14 protein-coding genes are annotated in these 14,880 nt (G+C 68.0%); 7 read left to right on the top strand and 7 right to left on the bottom strand.

What is annotated here, in order from left to right:
* Positions 1-6: 6 nt before the first annotated feature.
* The gene (locus tag OHU89_RS16860) at positions 7-498 is read left to right on the top strand and encodes a peptidoglycan-binding protein (RefSeq protein ID WP_405643790.1); all 492 of its coding nucleotides are present in this window, start codon (positions 7-9) and stop codon (positions 496-498) included.
* Here OHU89_RS16860 and OHU89_RS16855 read toward each other — a convergent pair.
* Positions 483-680, bottom strand: coding sequence for a DUF397 domain-containing protein (locus OHU89_RS16855; RefSeq protein WP_405643787.1), 198 nt, complete (start codon positions 678-680; stop codon positions 483-485). The two genes, OHU89_RS16860 and OHU89_RS16855, sit on opposite strands and share 16 nt — an antisense overlap.
* Positions 677-1,462 carry a Scr1 family TA system antitoxin-like transcriptional regulator gene (locus OHU89_RS16850; RefSeq protein WP_405654519.1) on the bottom strand — a complete coding sequence of 262 codons (786 nt, stop codon included), beginning with the start codon at positions 1,460-1,462 and terminating at the stop codon, positions 677-679. The genes OHU89_RS16855 and OHU89_RS16850 overlap by 4 nt, the downstream gene beginning before the upstream one ends.
* Before the next feature lie 170 nt (positions 1,463-1,632).
* Here OHU89_RS16850 and OHU89_RS16845 point away from each other — a divergent pair, with 170 nt between their 5' ends.
* Both OHU89_RS16845 and OHU89_RS16840 read left to right on the top strand, forming a co-directional pair.
* Positions 1,633-2,184, top strand: coding sequence for an ATP-binding protein (locus OHU89_RS16845; RefSeq protein ID WP_405643784.1), 552 nt, complete (start codon positions 1,633-1,635; stop codon positions 2,182-2,184).
* Positions 2,127-3,410, top strand: a complete 1,284-nt coding sequence (locus tag OHU89_RS16840) for a DUF3500 domain-containing protein (protein WP_405643781.1) — start codon at positions 2,127-2,129, stop codon at positions 3,408-3,410. The genes OHU89_RS16845 and OHU89_RS16840 overlap by 58 nt, the downstream gene beginning before the upstream one ends.
* A 21-nt stretch (positions 3,411-3,431) precedes the next feature.
* Here the strand turns inward: OHU89_RS16840 and OHU89_RS16835 are convergent, their stop codons facing one another.
* The 3 genes from OHU89_RS16835 to OHU89_RS16825 all read right to left on the bottom strand — a co-directional run bounded on the left by OHU89_RS16835 (position 3,432) and on the right by OHU89_RS16825 (position 6,066).
* Entirely contained in the window at positions 3,432-4,208 is a 777-nt protein-coding gene (locus tag OHU89_RS16835; protein ID WP_405643778.1) for a hypothetical protein, read from the bottom strand.
* 115 nt (positions 4,209-4,323) lie between these two features.
* Entirely contained in the window at positions 4,324-5,181 is an 858-nt protein-coding gene (locus OHU89_RS16830; RefSeq protein WP_405643775.1) for an esterase/lipase family protein, read from the bottom strand.
* A 120-nt stretch (positions 5,182-5,301) separates the two neighbouring features.
* The gene (locus tag OHU89_RS16825) at positions 5,302-6,066 is read right to left on the bottom strand and encodes a hypothetical protein (protein WP_405643773.1); all 765 of its coding nucleotides are present in this window, start codon (positions 6,064-6,066) and stop codon (positions 5,302-5,304) included.
* Between the two features lie 299 nt (positions 6,067-6,365).
* Here OHU89_RS16825 and OHU89_RS16820 point away from each other — a divergent pair, with 299 nt between their 5' ends.
* The 4 genes from OHU89_RS16820 to OHU89_RS16805 all read left to right on the top strand — a co-directional run bounded on the left by OHU89_RS16820 (position 6,366) and on the right by OHU89_RS16805 (position 11,926).
* Positions 6,366-8,702 (top strand): sensor histidine kinase, encoded by a 2,337-nt coding sequence (locus OHU89_RS16820; protein WP_405643770.1) that lies wholly within the window; start codon positions 6,366-6,368, stop codon positions 8,700-8,702.
* On the top strand, positions 8,699-9,355 hold the full coding sequence (locus tag OHU89_RS16815; protein WP_405643767.1) for a response regulator: 657 nt from the start codon (positions 8,699-8,701) through the stop codon (positions 9,353-9,355). The genes OHU89_RS16820 and OHU89_RS16815 overlap by 4 nt, the downstream gene beginning before the upstream one ends.
* 184 nt (positions 9,356-9,539) lie before the next feature.
* Positions 9,540-10,511 carry an arabinan endo-1,5-alpha-L-arabinosidase gene (locus OHU89_RS16810; protein WP_405643764.1) on the top strand — a complete coding sequence of 324 codons (972 nt, stop codon included), beginning with the start codon at positions 9,540-9,542 and terminating at the stop codon, positions 10,509-10,511.
* Entirely contained in the window at positions 10,493-11,926 is a 1,434-nt protein-coding gene (locus tag OHU89_RS16805; protein ID WP_405643763.1) for a family 43 glycosylhydrolase, read from the top strand. Before OHU89_RS16810 ends, OHU89_RS16805 begins: the two co-directional genes overlap by 19 nt.
* Positions 11,927-12,017: 91 nt before the next feature.
* Here the strand turns inward: OHU89_RS16805 and OHU89_RS16800 are convergent, their stop codons facing one another.
* Together OHU89_RS16800 and OHU89_RS16795 are read right to left on the bottom strand one after the other, a co-directional pair.
* On the bottom strand, positions 12,018-13,598 hold the full coding sequence (locus OHU89_RS16800) for a pyridoxal phosphate-dependent aminotransferase (protein WP_405643760.1): 1,581 nt from the start codon (positions 13,596-13,598) through the stop codon (positions 12,018-12,020).
* Between the two features lie 179 nt (positions 13,599-13,777).
* Complete coding sequence (locus tag OHU89_RS16795; protein ID WP_405643757.1) at positions 13,778-14,824, bottom strand: aldose epimerase family protein; 1,047 nt, start codon at positions 14,822-14,824, stop codon at positions 13,778-13,780.
* Between the last annotated feature and the right edge of the window lie 56 nt (positions 14,825-14,880).

Below are 14,880 nucleotides of genomic sequence, written 5' to 3'. Positions count from 1 at the left end.
AGTGCCATGAGTACAAGGATTCTCCGAAAGACGCTCGTTCCCACCGCCGTCGCCGTGGCTCTCGCGTTCGGCACCCTCGCCGGCGCAGCACCCGGCTTCGCGGCCCCGCAGGCCGCCACCACCGCGCGGGCGAGCCAACCGGCCATGGCCGAGGGCGAGGTCGGGGCGCAGGCCGTTGTCAACCTCGGTCTGACCATCCGTAAGGCCAAGGGCGTACAGACCTGGCTCAAGCGGTTTCACGGTCTCTACAGCGGCCCTATCGACGGCGAATTGGGAACGAACAGCTGGATTGGAATACAGCAGGTTCTGGCCATCTACAACGACTACGAGGGCCCCATCAACGGGACCCCCGGCACTCAGACCAAGAAGGCTCTGCAGCGCATGCTGAACTACAACGGCTACAACGCCGGCAAGGTCGACGGCATCTGGGGTCCTCAGAGCACGAACGCCTGGGCCGCCTTCGCCGACAAGATGGTCGACTACTACAACATCCCCTGACGGGGGGCGCCCGCGGTGAGGAACTCCTGCCAGGTGGTGGGGGAGAGGGCGAGTTGAGGGCCTTGGCGGTCCTTGGAGTCGCGGATGTGGATGGTGGCGGGGGTGAGGGCGACTTCTACGCAGTCGCCGTCGCCGCTGCTGCTGTAGCTCGACTTGAACCAGGCCAGTTCGTCGTTGCTCATAGGTCTCCTCGCATCCGTTCCAACAGGCTCACGGAGTCTTGGAGGGTGAGAGCCTGAGAACGCATCGTGGCATACCGCCTGTGGAGGACGCTGATCTCTTGCGGGTCACTGATGAACAACCCGGCGCGCTGGCTTTCGTTGTACGCGAACCTCCGGATCTCGGGAGTTTCCAGCAACTGCATGGGGCCCGCCAGCCCGGCGTGGGTACCGTGTGCCAGCGGCATGAGCTGGATGTCGACGTTCCGCAACGTCCCGATCTCCAGCACGTGATCGATGAGTTCACGGGTGACGTCGATTCCGCCCGTGCGCCGCAAGAACAGGTGCTCCTCCAAGATGAAGCTGAACGCGGTGTTCGGCCGCTCGCGCAGCAACTTCTGCCGCTCTGCCCTGGCAGTCCACCGCTCCTCGATCTGAGCGTCGTCGAGTGGCGGCAACTGGCCGACGAACAGGGCCCGCGCGTATGCCTCCGTCTGCAACAGCCCCGGGACCATGCGGCATTCGTAGGTGTACAGAGTGATCGCCATCTGCTCCAGCGCCGCCCACTGCCGGAACCACGCCGCCAATCCCGGCTGACGCGCCAGCTTCGGGAACGATTTCCTCAACGCCCCCGTGTTCCCCGTAGCCTCCTCGCCCCGTTCCACGAGCACCACGTCCGGCATCCGGCGCCCCAACTCCACGGACGCCACCGTGTGTTTGGAGAACCCCACGAGATCGCCGAACTCCTCCCGGCTCAGCCCCGCATGCTCCCGCAACGCCTGCAACACCGCCCCGAACGTCCGCATGCTGTCCGACGACTCCGGCTCACCGCCACCATCGACCACAGTCGGTCACCTCCCGCGCTCATGGTCACGGCCAGTGACGTGTACTGTCCACCCCGTCACCGTGTACTCTCGCGCAGCGTACGTGGCGTCCACCTGGAGAATTGGCCCTCAGGTTCGCCAGATTGGGCCTCATGACCGCACCCCCCACGCCACCCCATCCAGTTACCGTACGTACGTTCGTGCAGCGCCTCAGTCCCACTCCACGCGCCGCCCGCCTCGCCAGACACCTCGCCCTGAACCAGCTGCACACCTGGGGCATCCCGTACGGCAGCGACGCCTCGGACAGCGTCGCGGCGATCGTGGCGGAGCTCGCCGCCAATGCCGTCGCCCACGGCCGGGTCCCCGGGCGGGACTTCGAGTTGCGGCTCGCGCTCGTCACCGGCAGCGTGCGCGTCGAGGTCACCGACACCCGCGCTGAACGGCGTCCGCCCGCCCCCGACGCCGTACGAATGCCAGGGCCCCTCGAAGCCGACGGCCGGGGCCTGGCACTCGTCGACGCGCTCGCGGACCGGTGGGAGGTGCTGGACCGGGAACCGCCCGCGAAGACCGTACGGGCCGAGGTGGACCTGCCCATTCACAGGGTTCTCCGAGGAACGCTTCAGGTAGGGCATGGAGTCTGCTCCCCATGCACGGACACCGACCCCGTACCCCCGAAGCCGAACGCAGCCGCCGCTGGTTCATGAACAAGGCGCTGCTCGCCGGCGGAGTCACCGCGATGGCGACCATGACCGGCTGTTCCTCCGACTCTTCCGACACGGCGAGCTCCGCCTCGTCCTCCGCCGCCCCGAGCGGCGCCCCTTCCGGTATGCCTTCCGGCGGAGCCGGTGGCGGCATGGGCCCTGGCGCCTCCGAGGTGAAGTACGCCGACTTCGTGGGCGTCACCACCGACGGCGAGGTCGTCGACGACCTCTACTCCATCCACTCCACCGACGTCTCCACCGACAAGATCGTCAAGGCCGCCCAGGCCTTCCTGGACGGCCTGACGACGAAGGAGCGCAAGGCTTCCGTCTTCGACGTGGACGACGACGAGTGGCTGAAGTGGAGCAACGTCGACGGCTACGAGCGTCAGGGCGCCCGTATGGGAGACCTGACCGAGAAGCAGCGCAACCTCGGTTACGCCCTCCTTGGCACCGCCCTCTCCGCCGACGGGCTCACCCAGACCCGCAACATCATGAAGCTCAACGCCTACCTGGGCGACTACAGCGGCGGCGGCAAGGACACTCTCACCGAGGGCTCGTACTTCTTCACCTTCATGGGCACGCCGTCGACCAGCAAGCCGTGGGGCTTCCAGTACGAGGGCCACCATCTGGCCATCAACTACTTCGTCCTCGGCGACCAGGTCGTCATGACCCCCACCTTCATGGGCTCCGAGCCGACCTCCGCCACCTACAACGGCGAGAAGATCACCACCTTCAAGAAGGAGACCAAGGCTGGGCTCACGCTCCTGCGCTCACTGACCTCCGCGCAGCAGAAGAAGGTCATCTCCTCGGAGACCAAGGCCGGCGACAACTTCAAGGCGGGTGCCGGTCAGGACAACGCCAAGCTCGCCTACCAGGGTCTGGCTGCCAAGGGCTGGACCGAAGCCCAGAAGAACGACCTCCTCGACCTGGTCCGCGTCTACGTCGGCAACATGAGCGACGGACACGCCGACGTGAAGATGTCGGAGGTCGAGGACCACCTCGACGACACGTACTTCTACTGGATCGGCGAGACCAAGGACAGCTCCGCCTTCTACTACCGCGTACACAGCCCGGTGGTGTTGATCGAGTACGACGCCCAGTCCCCGATCGCCTACGAGACCCAGAACCGCAACCCCACCCAGCAGCACATCCACACCATCATCCGCACGCCCAACGGCGGTGACTACGGCGTGGATCTGCTGAAGCTGCATCTGGAGAACGACCACTGATGAAGGTCAACTGAAGGTCAGTCAGTCGGTGAGCGAGGCCTTGATGGTCTTCACGTCTCCGGAGGGGAGTGCGACCCGGGCGGACGCGTAGAGCTCGAAAGAGCTGGCGAGACCGGGCATGGTCCGGCTCACGGTGGTGGACCAGCCGGCGGTGCGCCGGGTGCAGGACGGGTCGCAGAGGTCGCGGGTCTTGTGGGTGTCGGTGCCGTTCATGACGGTGCCGACCCGGACCCACCGCGGCTCGATCCACTTGCCTGCGGCCGGGGCGACCGTCAGCTTGGCACGCTCCTGAAAGGTGTCCCGGTAACCGCGTTCATGCCGGTGGACACAGACCTTGCCGGCGGCGTAGGTGGCGCACTTCTCGGCGACCTTCGCCCAACTGCTCCAGGAGGCGGCGACGTCGAAGACGTAGCCGCCGGAGATCTCGCCCCGAACGTAGTACGTCCCGGCGGTGGTCTTGACCGGAGACCACGTGGAGGTCCACGCGGAGGTCTGCTGGGCGCAGCCGCCCGAGCAGACCTGGCTCACGGCACCGTCCGAGCTCCAGACATAGGTGGTCGGCTTCAGCCAGTGACCCGTGGTGGGGGTGACGGTGACTCTCGCGCGGTAACCGTTGACCGCGCCGGTGTCTGTGACGCGCTTCTGCACCTCCGCGCAGACCGAACCGGCGCTCTGGGCGTCGGCGCCCTTGAGGGTCTTGCAGTTCTTGTCGTGGGCTTGCCAGGTGGCCGCGGCCTGGGCGGCGGGTGCGCCGACGAGGCCGCCCCCGACGACCGCGGCCGTGGCGCCAAAAGCCATCAGGGACGTTCTGAATTTCCGCAAGGATCTGTTCCCTCTGTGCGAGCCGCAGACGCGGCTGAGATGAAAAGGTAGGTGCGGTCGCCCTTGATTACGACGACCGCACCTCCCGTGATCACGTCGTGGAGTGGAAAAGCACCGCCAGGCGGGCCTGCTCCAGGGGAGAGACGCGATTGCCCCAACTGCTCCACACGTTGCCCCGTGCGGCGTGCTTGATCCTGCTCTTGTGCGTTCCGGAGCGGATGGTCCTGAGTTCGTTGTGGCCGATTCCGTCGTCGTACTGGACTTCGTGCTCCGCGACGCCGGCGATGCCGGAATGTTCGGAGACGATTCCGTCGTCGTACGACGAAACGGTGGTCCAGTCAGTGCCCAGGCCGCGGGAATTCGGCATGCCGCTCGGGAGACTCTTCAGGAACGAGCTGCCCGGCTTCATGTCGAAACACTGCAGCAGGATCGGACAGGGGTAGTTGGTTCCACCGTGCGGGGTGCCGAGCGTGGCGACGTCCTCGATGTAGAGGTTGCCGCGCGGGAAACCCGAGGCGCGCTGGTAGGTGTAGTGCAGCGCGGCGCGGACGACGAGACCGCCCATGGAGTGGGCGACGACATCGACCTTGATGCCCTTGCTCGAATAGTTGTCGTAGACGTAGTTCGCGAACGCCTTGGCCACGGTCTTCAGGGGCGTGTCACGGTTGCCCCTGTAGTTGTACGAGCAGTTCGTGTTGCCCGAGTAGTAGCCGAAGGTGAGCAGGTTTCCCCTCCACCCCTTGTTCGCGAAATGTGTCCGGGCGGAACGGAAGTAGTCGGCGCAGTCGTGTTTGCCGGACGGAGCGAACCCGTGGACGAAGATGACCCGGTTACCGGACCCGTTCGACCGGGTCGGCGCCGCACTGGCCGGTGTGACCGTGAGCATGGTGATGGCAACTGTCAGCACCGCGGAGAGGAACAGCGTGAGCCGTCTCTGCAGTTTCTGCATGGAAATTCCCCCGTTACTGAATGTGGATTTTCTGTACCGGATGCGAACGCTTTTCCGGACAGTGGCCCGGCCCGGTCGCTGAGTGTGCCGGTCGTTTGCACCACAAAAAACAGCCGGCGCTCAGTCGCCCCTGTCGCTGCTGACCTCGACGGCGGCACCGAGGTTCGGCGCCGCCCTCCTGGCGAGTTCGTCGGCATGGTCCCGGTCCGCGCTCTTCGCCACGACGATGCTCACCGCCGATCCGGACACGGCATCGCGTCGCACACCCGCGCCGACGACCGGGTACCGAGCGAGCACCGCCTCGTACGCGGCGATCGCCTCAGCGGGGAAACCGTCGTTGAAGTCGGTCTCCACGAAGAGCCCCGGCCCTCTGACCTTCAGGACCATCACGCCAGAGAGTGGCCGGTGCCGGTCGCCCCCGGCGAGCATGTCCTTGAACACCGCCAACGCGCCGGTGGCATCGACCGAGGCGACCTCGATCCGCCAGCGGTCGGTTGCCTTTTTCCAGGGCGCGTCATGGATGTCGCCGTTCACCACCCGGTCGTCGGCCGTCAGCGACCGCCACAGCGCCAGGACCTCGCCGGTGCGCCCCTCGTCCGCGGCAACGGTGAAGGTGATGCCGTCCGCCGTGATCCGGCCGGTGACCTTGTCGTGACGGGCGACGTACTCCCGCATCTCGCCCGCCAGTTCGGTCACGCGGTCGGCCGAAGTGCCGTCCTTGAGGATCAGCGTGCCGGTCGACGTCCCGGCGAAGGGCAGTGTGTTGTTCTTGGTGGTGTGGATCTTCGTCACGTCCGGCGTGCCGGCCCAGTGTTCCTCGAAACCCGCCGCGAGTGCCGTGCCCTTGTCGATGGCGCAGCCGGTCAACAAGGTCAGGCCCACCATGATCGCGACGATCGGTATCGGCCACCGCAGGGCGCTTCTTCTCAATGCCGTCTCTCTCAGTTCGCGGCCGGGGAGCCTGTGTCGTCGGCCGGCATCGTACGACGGACACGCTAGCCAGGCCCGGTCGCCGGGTGTGCCGGTCGTTTGCCCCACAAGGAACGGCCGCCGCACACACCGGAAGGGGTGCTCGGCCTTGTTCGTCGGTCAACTACCCTTGTTCTATGGGGCCTGGGGGACACGAGGGGAACGGGGACGGGGCTGCTGAGCCGGCAGACGGGCCCAGATCCAGTGAGCGCCTGTTGAACCTGGCCCTCGAGCGGTTCGGGGTGTGGCTCCGGTCCATCGTGGTCTGCCTGTGCGGTGCGCTGGGCATCGTCTTGGCGGACCCGGCGGAGCTTCCCCTGGTGGTGTCTCTGCTGGTGCCCGCTTTCCTCGCCTGTGGTGTGCGCCTTTACTCGCTGCGCCGCCCGCGTCTGTTCCCCTCCGCCCTGCTGTGGACGTTGGACGCGGCCGTGGTGGTGTTGACGGGGCTGTCCCAACCCGTGCTCGGCGGCGAGGGCGCGGATGTGATGGTGGAGGCGATCGTCGGCATCAGCGTCGTCGCCTTCCAGTACGAGTGGGCGACGCGACCGGTGGCCGGGGCTGCCCTGGCCGCGTTGGGGGCTGCCGTCTCCGCGCTGGGCGACGTCCTCTCCTCGCCCGGGCAGAGCCCCGACGTGGTACCCCTGGTGCGCATGCTGATCCAGGTGGGCCTGTCGAGGGCCGCCTACCTCATCGTCCGGGCGCTGGCCAGGGCGGCCGACCGGTCGGCGGCGGCCAGGGCGGCGGTGCGGCGGGAGGCGGAGGTCGCCGCCGCACGCAGGGCGACCGAGCGTGAGTACCTGGCGACCCTGCACGACACGGCGAGCGCGACGCTGCTGATGGTCTCCCAGGGTGACGGCCGGGACTGGTCGTGGCTGCCTCCGCGTGCCAGACAGGATCTGGAGGCGATGTCCGCCGTACCCGGATTCGAGACCGGGAGCGTCGACCTCGCGGCGCTTCTCGACTGTGTGCCCGAGGGTGAGGGGCAGGCCAGGGTGCGGCTCAAGACGCACATCGAGGGCCCGCTCGCGATGCCGTCCGGTCCGGGGCTCGCGATATTCAACGGGGTCCGGGAGGCCGTCACCAATGTGGCACGCCATGCCGGGGTGCGGGAGGCGGAGCTCAGGGCATGGACAGAGGGGGACGGTGTCGTCGTCGAACTGTCCGACGCGGGACGGGGTTTCGACCCGGAGTCCGTCCCGGCACGGCGCCGGGGCATCTCCGGTTCCGTCATCGGCAGGATGCACGCGGTCGGAGGCTCCGCTTCCGTCACCTCACAGCCGGGCACCGGGACCCGCGTGCAGTGGCGCTGGCACGGCCGGGCCCCGGCGTCACAGGCAGGGGGCGCAGGGCAGGCGACCGGCGTACCGCGTCCGCCCCGTGCCCAGGTACAGCACACGGCTGACGTCCGCTTCATTCGCGGGCGGCTTCTTTACGGGACCCAACTGGCCGTGCTGCTGATCAGCCTGGTGTGGCAGTTCACCGTCTCGCTGCGCCGGCTCGTGGTCCACCAGGACGTGTACCGCCCCGCGTGGGCCCAGACGGCCGCCTTCGTCTGCCTTGCCGCCGTCGCAGTGGTCGGGGGTGTCTATCTGCTGCGTGGCAGGCGGATCCCGCCGAGGGTGCGCTGGTGGAGCCTCGGCTCGGTGCTGGCCGTTTCGGCGGTATGCGCGTTCACGCTCCCGCCGGACCAGTCGACAGCTGCGCCGGACTGGGCGTTCGGAGTGGTCGGCTGGCATGCGCTGTTCCTGCTGGCAGACCTGCGGGTCGGGGCGTACGCGGCGTTCCTCGGGGCGCATGTGGGGCTCAACGCGACCGCTGTGTTCCTGTCGGGTGCGCCGACCGCGGCGGCGTCGGCCGTCCTGGGGATCTCCACGATAGCCAGCTGCGGCTTCCAGCTCTCCGTCGGTGTACTGATGACGCACCTGCTGCACGGTACGGCGCCGGCGGCGGGGATCGCGGCCGCACGGGAGGAGGAACTGCGTACCCGGGAACGCATCCACGAGGACATGCAGCGTGATCACAAGGAGCGCTACCGCGCGCTGACGGCGACGACGGTGCCGCTGCTCGTGGGCCTCGGGCACGGTGTGCTGAGCCCGCACGACGAGGAGATCAGGCTGCGATGCGGCGTGGAAGCCGCCCGTATGCGCCGCCTCTTCGCGGAGAGCGATGCCGTCCTGGACCCGCTGCTGAACGAGCTGCGGGCGTGCGTGGAGGTGGCCGAGCACCAGGGGGTGACGGTGAGCCTGGCCGTGCGAGGACGGCCGGGGGAGGTGCCCGTGGAGGTGCGCAGGGAGCTGGTCGACCCGGTGGCGGTGATTCTGGGCCGTACCCGCTCGACCGCGCGGGTGACCGTCGTATGGACACCCCCCGCGGTACGCGTGAGCGTGGTCAGCGAGGACTGCGCCGGCGGCAGCGGCACGGGAGAAACCGATCGGACGCCCGGCCGTGCCACGGACGCCGAGGTGTCCGTGGTCAGAACAACGCGCGGGGAAAGTGTGTGGGTGGATGCCGGCTGGAGAAGACCGGCGGCCTCCGGAGTTGACCTGACATGAGTGACAACGCACCGGTCAGCGTGGTCGTCGTCGACGACCATCCCGCCATCCTCTCCGGCATAGAGGCGTGGTTCGCCGCGTCGCGGCGCCCCATCACCGTGGTCGCGGCCGGCGACTCCGTAGGGGAAGCCTGGACCGAGCCGGGCAGCACGGCCGATGTCGTAGTTCTCGATCTGCAACTGGGCGAGGGCGGCCCCGCCTTCGGCGACCTTCGAAGACTCGTCGACGCCGGGCGGCAGGTGGTCGTGTACTCGATGCGGGACGACGAGAAGACCGCGCTCAACTGCCTGGACCTGGGAGCCGCGACCTATCTGACCAAGAGCGAGGGCCGGGAGCACCTGGTCGAGGCGACGCTGGCAGCAGCGGACGAGCGGCCCTACATGCCGCCCGCGCTGGCCGGCGCGCTGGGAACGAACACCCGCGCGGACCGTCCTCAGCTCTCCCTGCGCGAGGAGAACGTGCTCATCGAGTGGTTCCAGTCGGAGTCGAAGGAGCTGGTCGCGCAGCGTCTCGGCATCTCCGTACGGACCGTCAACTCGTATCTGGACCGGGTGCGCATCAAGTACGCGAACGTCGGCCGCCCCGCGCGGACCAAGGCAAGCCTGGTGGCCCGCGCCATCCAGGACGGGCTGGTCGATGTGGACGACCTCTGAGCGCGGGCACGGGGCACGCCGACGGTCACTGAAGTGCCCGCGGTACAAGATTTATTCGGCTGCGAACTCCTGTGAAGGTCCGGGCTGTTGACGCGCAAGGGATTCGATTCTACGGTCCGTCCGAATTGACGATCGCCGTCCGATATCTCGGACGCTTCCCCCCTCTTCCGTCAAGGAGGCCCGTGTGAGCCGCACCTCGCGCGTCCGAACCACCCTCCTCACCCTCCCCGCAGCCCTCCTGCTCGCCCTGATCCCCAGCAGCACCTCCGCGTACCCCAACCCCGGGACGGTCACCGGCGCCACCGTCGTCCACGACCCGACGATGATCCGCACATCGGCGGGCCGCTACCTGCTCTACGGCACCGGCGGCGGACTCGGCTACAGGACCTCGACCGACCGGATCGCCTTCTCGGCCGGAAGCGACGCCTTCACGGCCAAACCGAGCTGGTGGTCGTCGTACGCCACGGAGGCGTGGGCGCCCGACATCTCGTACCACGGCGGCAAGTACCTGATGTACTACGCCGTCTCGACCTTCGGGTCCAACAAGTCCGCCATCGGGCTCGCCGGTTCGACCACCGGACTGCCCGGCTCCTGGACCGACTACGGCACGGTCTACACCTCCACCACGTCGAGCGACTACAACGCCATCGACCCGAATCTGTTCGTCGACAGCGACGGCAAGTGGTGGCTCTCGTTCGGCAGTTGGTGGACCGGGCTGAAGATGATCCAGATCGACCCCGGCACCGGGAAGCAGCTCTCCTCCAGCACCACCCGGTACTCCCTCGCGTCCCGCCCCACCGGGACCAAGGCCGTCGAGGCGCCGTACATCGTCAAGCGCAACGGCTACTACTACCTCTTCGCCTCGTACGACACCTGCTGCGCCGGCACCAGTTCCACGTACAAGGTCAAGGTCGGCCGCGCCACCAGCGTCACCGGGCCGTACTACGACAAGAACGGCGTCTCGATGATGAACAACGGCGGGACGCCCGTCCTCGAGTCGCACGGGCGGTACATCGGCCCCGGCGGGCAGTCGATCACGAGCGACTCCGACGGTGACCTGATCGTCTACCACTACTACGACGGCAACGACAACGGCACCCCCAAACTCGGCATCAACCTTCTGAACTGGAGCAGCGGATGGCCCGTCGCCTACTGACCCTGCTGGCCGCGCTGGTCCTCGCCCTTACGCTCGGGCAGTCCTCCGCGAGCGCGGCCTCGTTCGCCAACCCGGTCAAGACGCAGAAGGGCGCCGACCCCTGGATCTCGTACCACGACGGCAACTACTACCTGCTGACGACGAGTTGGACCAACATCATCACCATGCGCAAGTCCGCCACCCTGGCCGGGCTCGCCACGGCGCCCAACCTCCAGGTGTGGACGGGCGACGCCGCCTCGCGCTGCTGCAACATCTGGGCGCCCGAAATGCACTTCATCAACGGCAAGTGGTACCTGTACTACGTCGCCGGGCAGGACGTCTCCGACTACAACCCCACCCAGCGCACCCACGTCCTGGAGAGCGCGGGGTCGGACCCGACGGGCCCGTACACCTACAAGAACCAGCTCAACTCCGCCTGGATGCTGGACCCGACGGTCGCGACCGTCAACGGCCAGCTGTATCTGTTCGGCAGCGCGAGCGGCGGCGGTACGCAGAACATCGTCGCGGCCCGGATGTCCAACCCGTACACCCTGGCCACCGGCTTCTCCACCGTCTCGACGCCGACGTACGACTGGGAGCGCAACGGCACGGTCAACGAGGGTCCTGAGATCCTCCAGCGGAACGGCCGGACCTTCCTCGTCTACTCCGGCAGCGGCTGCTGGACCCCCGACTACAAGCTCGGCCAGCTGACCTTGACGGGCTCCGATCCGCTGGCGGCCTCCTCCTGGACGAAGAAGTCCACACCGGTCTTCCAGCGCAACGACTCGGCGGGCGTCTACGGCCCGGGCCACAACGGCTTCTTCACCTCACCCGACGGCACCGAGAACTGGATCGTCTACCACGCCAACGACTCCGCCTCCGACGGCTGCGACAACGGCCGTACGACCCGGGCGCAGAAGTTCACCTGGAACTCCGACGGCACCCCGAACCTCGGCACACCGGTAGCGCTGGGCGCGAGCATGACCGGCCCCTCGGGCGAACCCTCGGCCACCTCCACGACGTACACCATCACCAACCGCAACAGCGGCAAGTGCCTTGATGTCGCCGGGAGTTCGACGGCCGACGGCGCCAACGTCCAGCAGTACACCTGTAGCGGCGGCAACAACCAGAAGTGGCGCATCGAGGACCAGGGTGACGACACCAGCCGCCTCGTCAACGTGGCCACCGGCAAGGTCCTGGACACCGCCGACTGTTCCAGCGCCGACGGCGCCGACCTGCGCCAGTGGACCTGGCTGAACAACACCTGCCAGCGCTTCCGCTTCGTGGTCACGGACAACAGCTGGGTGAGGATCGTCAACCAGGCCACGGGCAAGGTGGCGGACGTGGCGAACTGCTCGACGGCGGACGCGGCGGACGTACGCCAATGGACGTGGCTGAACAACAACTGCCAACAGTGGAAACTAAACCCGGTCTAGCCGTGGCGCGCCCCGAAAGGGGCGCGGGGCTGTATCGATTTGCGGCTCCGCCGCGGGGCGCGACCAGCCCCCACGCACCCGCGGACGAAACTCAGCCGGTCTGCCCCATCCCCGCAGCGTTGGGCCAACTCTGAGCCTGAGCGTTGGGCCACCCCGACGCGGGGGCGGGCGTAAGCCCGTTAGTCCCCCGCACCTGCGCCGCAGTGAGCCCACCCCGTGCGGGAACCCCGGGCGGGGTGGGCCCCTGAGGCGCGGCGAACGGCGACGGAGCCGCGGCCGCCGGTGCTACCGGCATCTGCGCGGCGGCCGGCATGGGCGCGGGCGTGGGCATCGGCATCGGCATGGGCGTGGGCATCGGCATCGGCGTGCCGTACCCGTTCGACTGGTCGTAGGAAGCGGCGGCGGCAGCCGGCATCGGTGCGGCGACCGGCATCGGCTGAACCTGCGGAGCAAGCGGCGCCCCCGCGCCGTTCGTGGAGCCGACCAGCCGGTCCACGGCCGCCGTACCCGAGCTGTAACTGGTCCCGTTGGCCAGCTCGGGCACGGCGGCTCCCCTCCTGGTCCCGTAGAGCACCTGTTCCAGGCCGGACACCAGGCGACGGACGTCCACCTGGGGGCGCACCACGAGTCTCAGGAAGCGGCTGGATGAGCCGATCTTGTTGCCGCACTCGCGGACCAGGATCCGGTGCTCGGTGAGCAGTCGGTCCCGGACCACGGTGCCTTCGGCACCCACGGGGAGGCGCACGAAGAGGAAGTTGCCCTGCGAGGGGTAGACGGTGAGACCGGGCAGCGAGGCGAGCTGGCTCGACATGTCCAGCCGGTCCCGGTAGACCTGCTGAAGGCTCTGCGCGTACTCGGCGCCGTGCTCCTTGAGCATGAACACCACGTACTCGGCGAAGGCGTTGAGGTTCCACTTCGGCAGCATCGAGCGGACCCGGCCGGCGAGCGACGGGTTGGCGACCATGTAGCCGAAGCGGATGCCGTGCAGACCGAAGTTCTTGCCGAGCGAGCGCAGGACGATGACGTTCGGCCGCAGCATGGCCTCCTGCACCACCGACGGCTCCGCCTCCGCGTCGGCGAACTCCAGGAAGCTCTCGTCGATGACGATCAGGTCCAGATCCGCCATCGCGTCCATGAACTGCACGATCGCGTGCTTGTGCAGGAAGCCGCCGTCGGGGTTGTTCGGGTTGCAGATGACGGCCGCCCGGGTCCCCCTGGCCCGGATGAACTCGGCGTACTGCGCGAGGTCCAGGGCGAAGCCGCTGGACTCCTGGAGCGGGAACATGTCGACGCGCTTGCCGGTCTCCATCGGCTGGTCGGTCCAGCGGCCGAAGGTGGGGACGGGGATGGCGAGGGACTCACGGACCAGCAGGTGGTCGATCCAGGTGATGAGTTCGGTCGAGCCGTTGCCCATCGCCACGGCCTGCGGCGGAAGTTGGAGCAGATTGCACAGCTCGGACGTGATGGTGTCGGCGCTGCTCGGGTAGTACGTGATGATGTCGCGGAGGCGGCTGGACATCTCGTCCCACATCCCCGGTGTGGGGAAGTACGGATTGACCGGAATACAGAAGTCGATCGGGCCCGCCCCGTCGCCGGCCGCCCGCGTCAGCGCCGCCATCGAGGGGCTGTGTGCCGCGGTGGCTCGGAACAGCGAGGTGACGTTCTCGGCCATGGAACCTCCGTATGGGGCGGACCCGGTGGGGACGACCGGGACCGTCGTCTTTAGGTGGCCCGCGCGGGGGAGCACGGGCCGCCCATACATACGAAGGCTGCGGAGGCGCTGTTCAACCGCTGAGAAATCGGTAAGAAGTTGTGTGCTACCTGTGAAGAAGTTTCACAGGTGACGCGGTGTCACGCGTGGAACGAGTGAATCGTCGTCGTGCGGTACGTCTCGCCCGGCCGCAGCACGGTCGACGGGAACGACGGGTGGTTCGGGGAATCAGGATAGTGCTGTGTCTCCAGGCACAGCGCATCGCCCTGACGGTAGTTGCGTCCGCCCGGTCCGACCAGGGTGCCGTCGAGGAAGTTGCCCGAGTAGAACTGCAGGCCCGGTTCGTTGGTGGCGATCCTCAGGGTGCGGCCGGAGGACGGGTCGTGGAGGGTCGCGACGTGCTCCGGCTCGGCCGTGACGCCCTTGTCCAGCACCCAGTTGTGGTCGTAGCCCTTGGCGGCGAGCAGCTGCGGGTGCCCGGCGCGCAGGTCCCGGCCGATCGGCTTGGTCTGGCGGAAGTCGAACGGGGTGCCCTCGACCGGGGCCACTTCACCGGTCGGGATCAGACCCGGGTCGGTGGGTGTGAAGCGGGACGCGGCGAGCTGGAGCTCGTGGTCCTCGATCGTGCCGCTGCCCGCCCCGGCGAGGTTCCAGTAGACATGGCTGGTGAGGTTGACGACCGTCGCCCTGTCGGTGGTGGCCTCGTAGTCGATGCGCCAGTCGCCGTGCTCGGTGAGGGTGTACGTCGCCTTCACCCGGAGCGTGCCGGGGTGGCCCATTTCGCCGTCGGCGGAGGTGTAGGACAGGCGCAGGCCGACGTCGGTGCCCTCGGTGAACGGCTGGACGTCCCACACCCGCCGGTCGAAGCCCTCGGCGCCGCCGTGCAGGCTGTTCTCACCGTCGTCCACGGACAGTTGGTACGTCTCGCCGTCCAGGGTGTAGCGGCCCTTGCCGATGCGGTTGCCGTAGCGGCCGATCAGCGCCCCGAAGTACGGGCTGGAGGCGACGTAGTCCTCGATCCGGGCGAAGCCGAGGGAGACGTCGGCGTACCGGCCGTGCCGGTCGGGGACCTCCAGGGACTGCACGATCCCGCCGTAGGACAGGACCTTCAGACGGGTGCCGCCGTTCTCCAGCGACCAGCGGTGGACCTCGGTGCCGTCGGCGAGCTCGCCGAAGAGTTCCTTCACCGGTGCTTCTCTCCTCCCATGGGAAGGGCCCCGCCTTGCGACGGGGCCCGATCCGG

Source organism: Streptomyces sp. NBC_00019 (assembly GCF_045041015.1).
GTDB lineage: Bacteria > Actinomycetota > Actinomycetes > Streptomycetales > Streptomycetaceae > Streptomyces.
The sequence above is the reverse complement of the archived record's forward strand: the minus strand, read 5'-3'. Positions and strand labels throughout refer to the sequence as shown.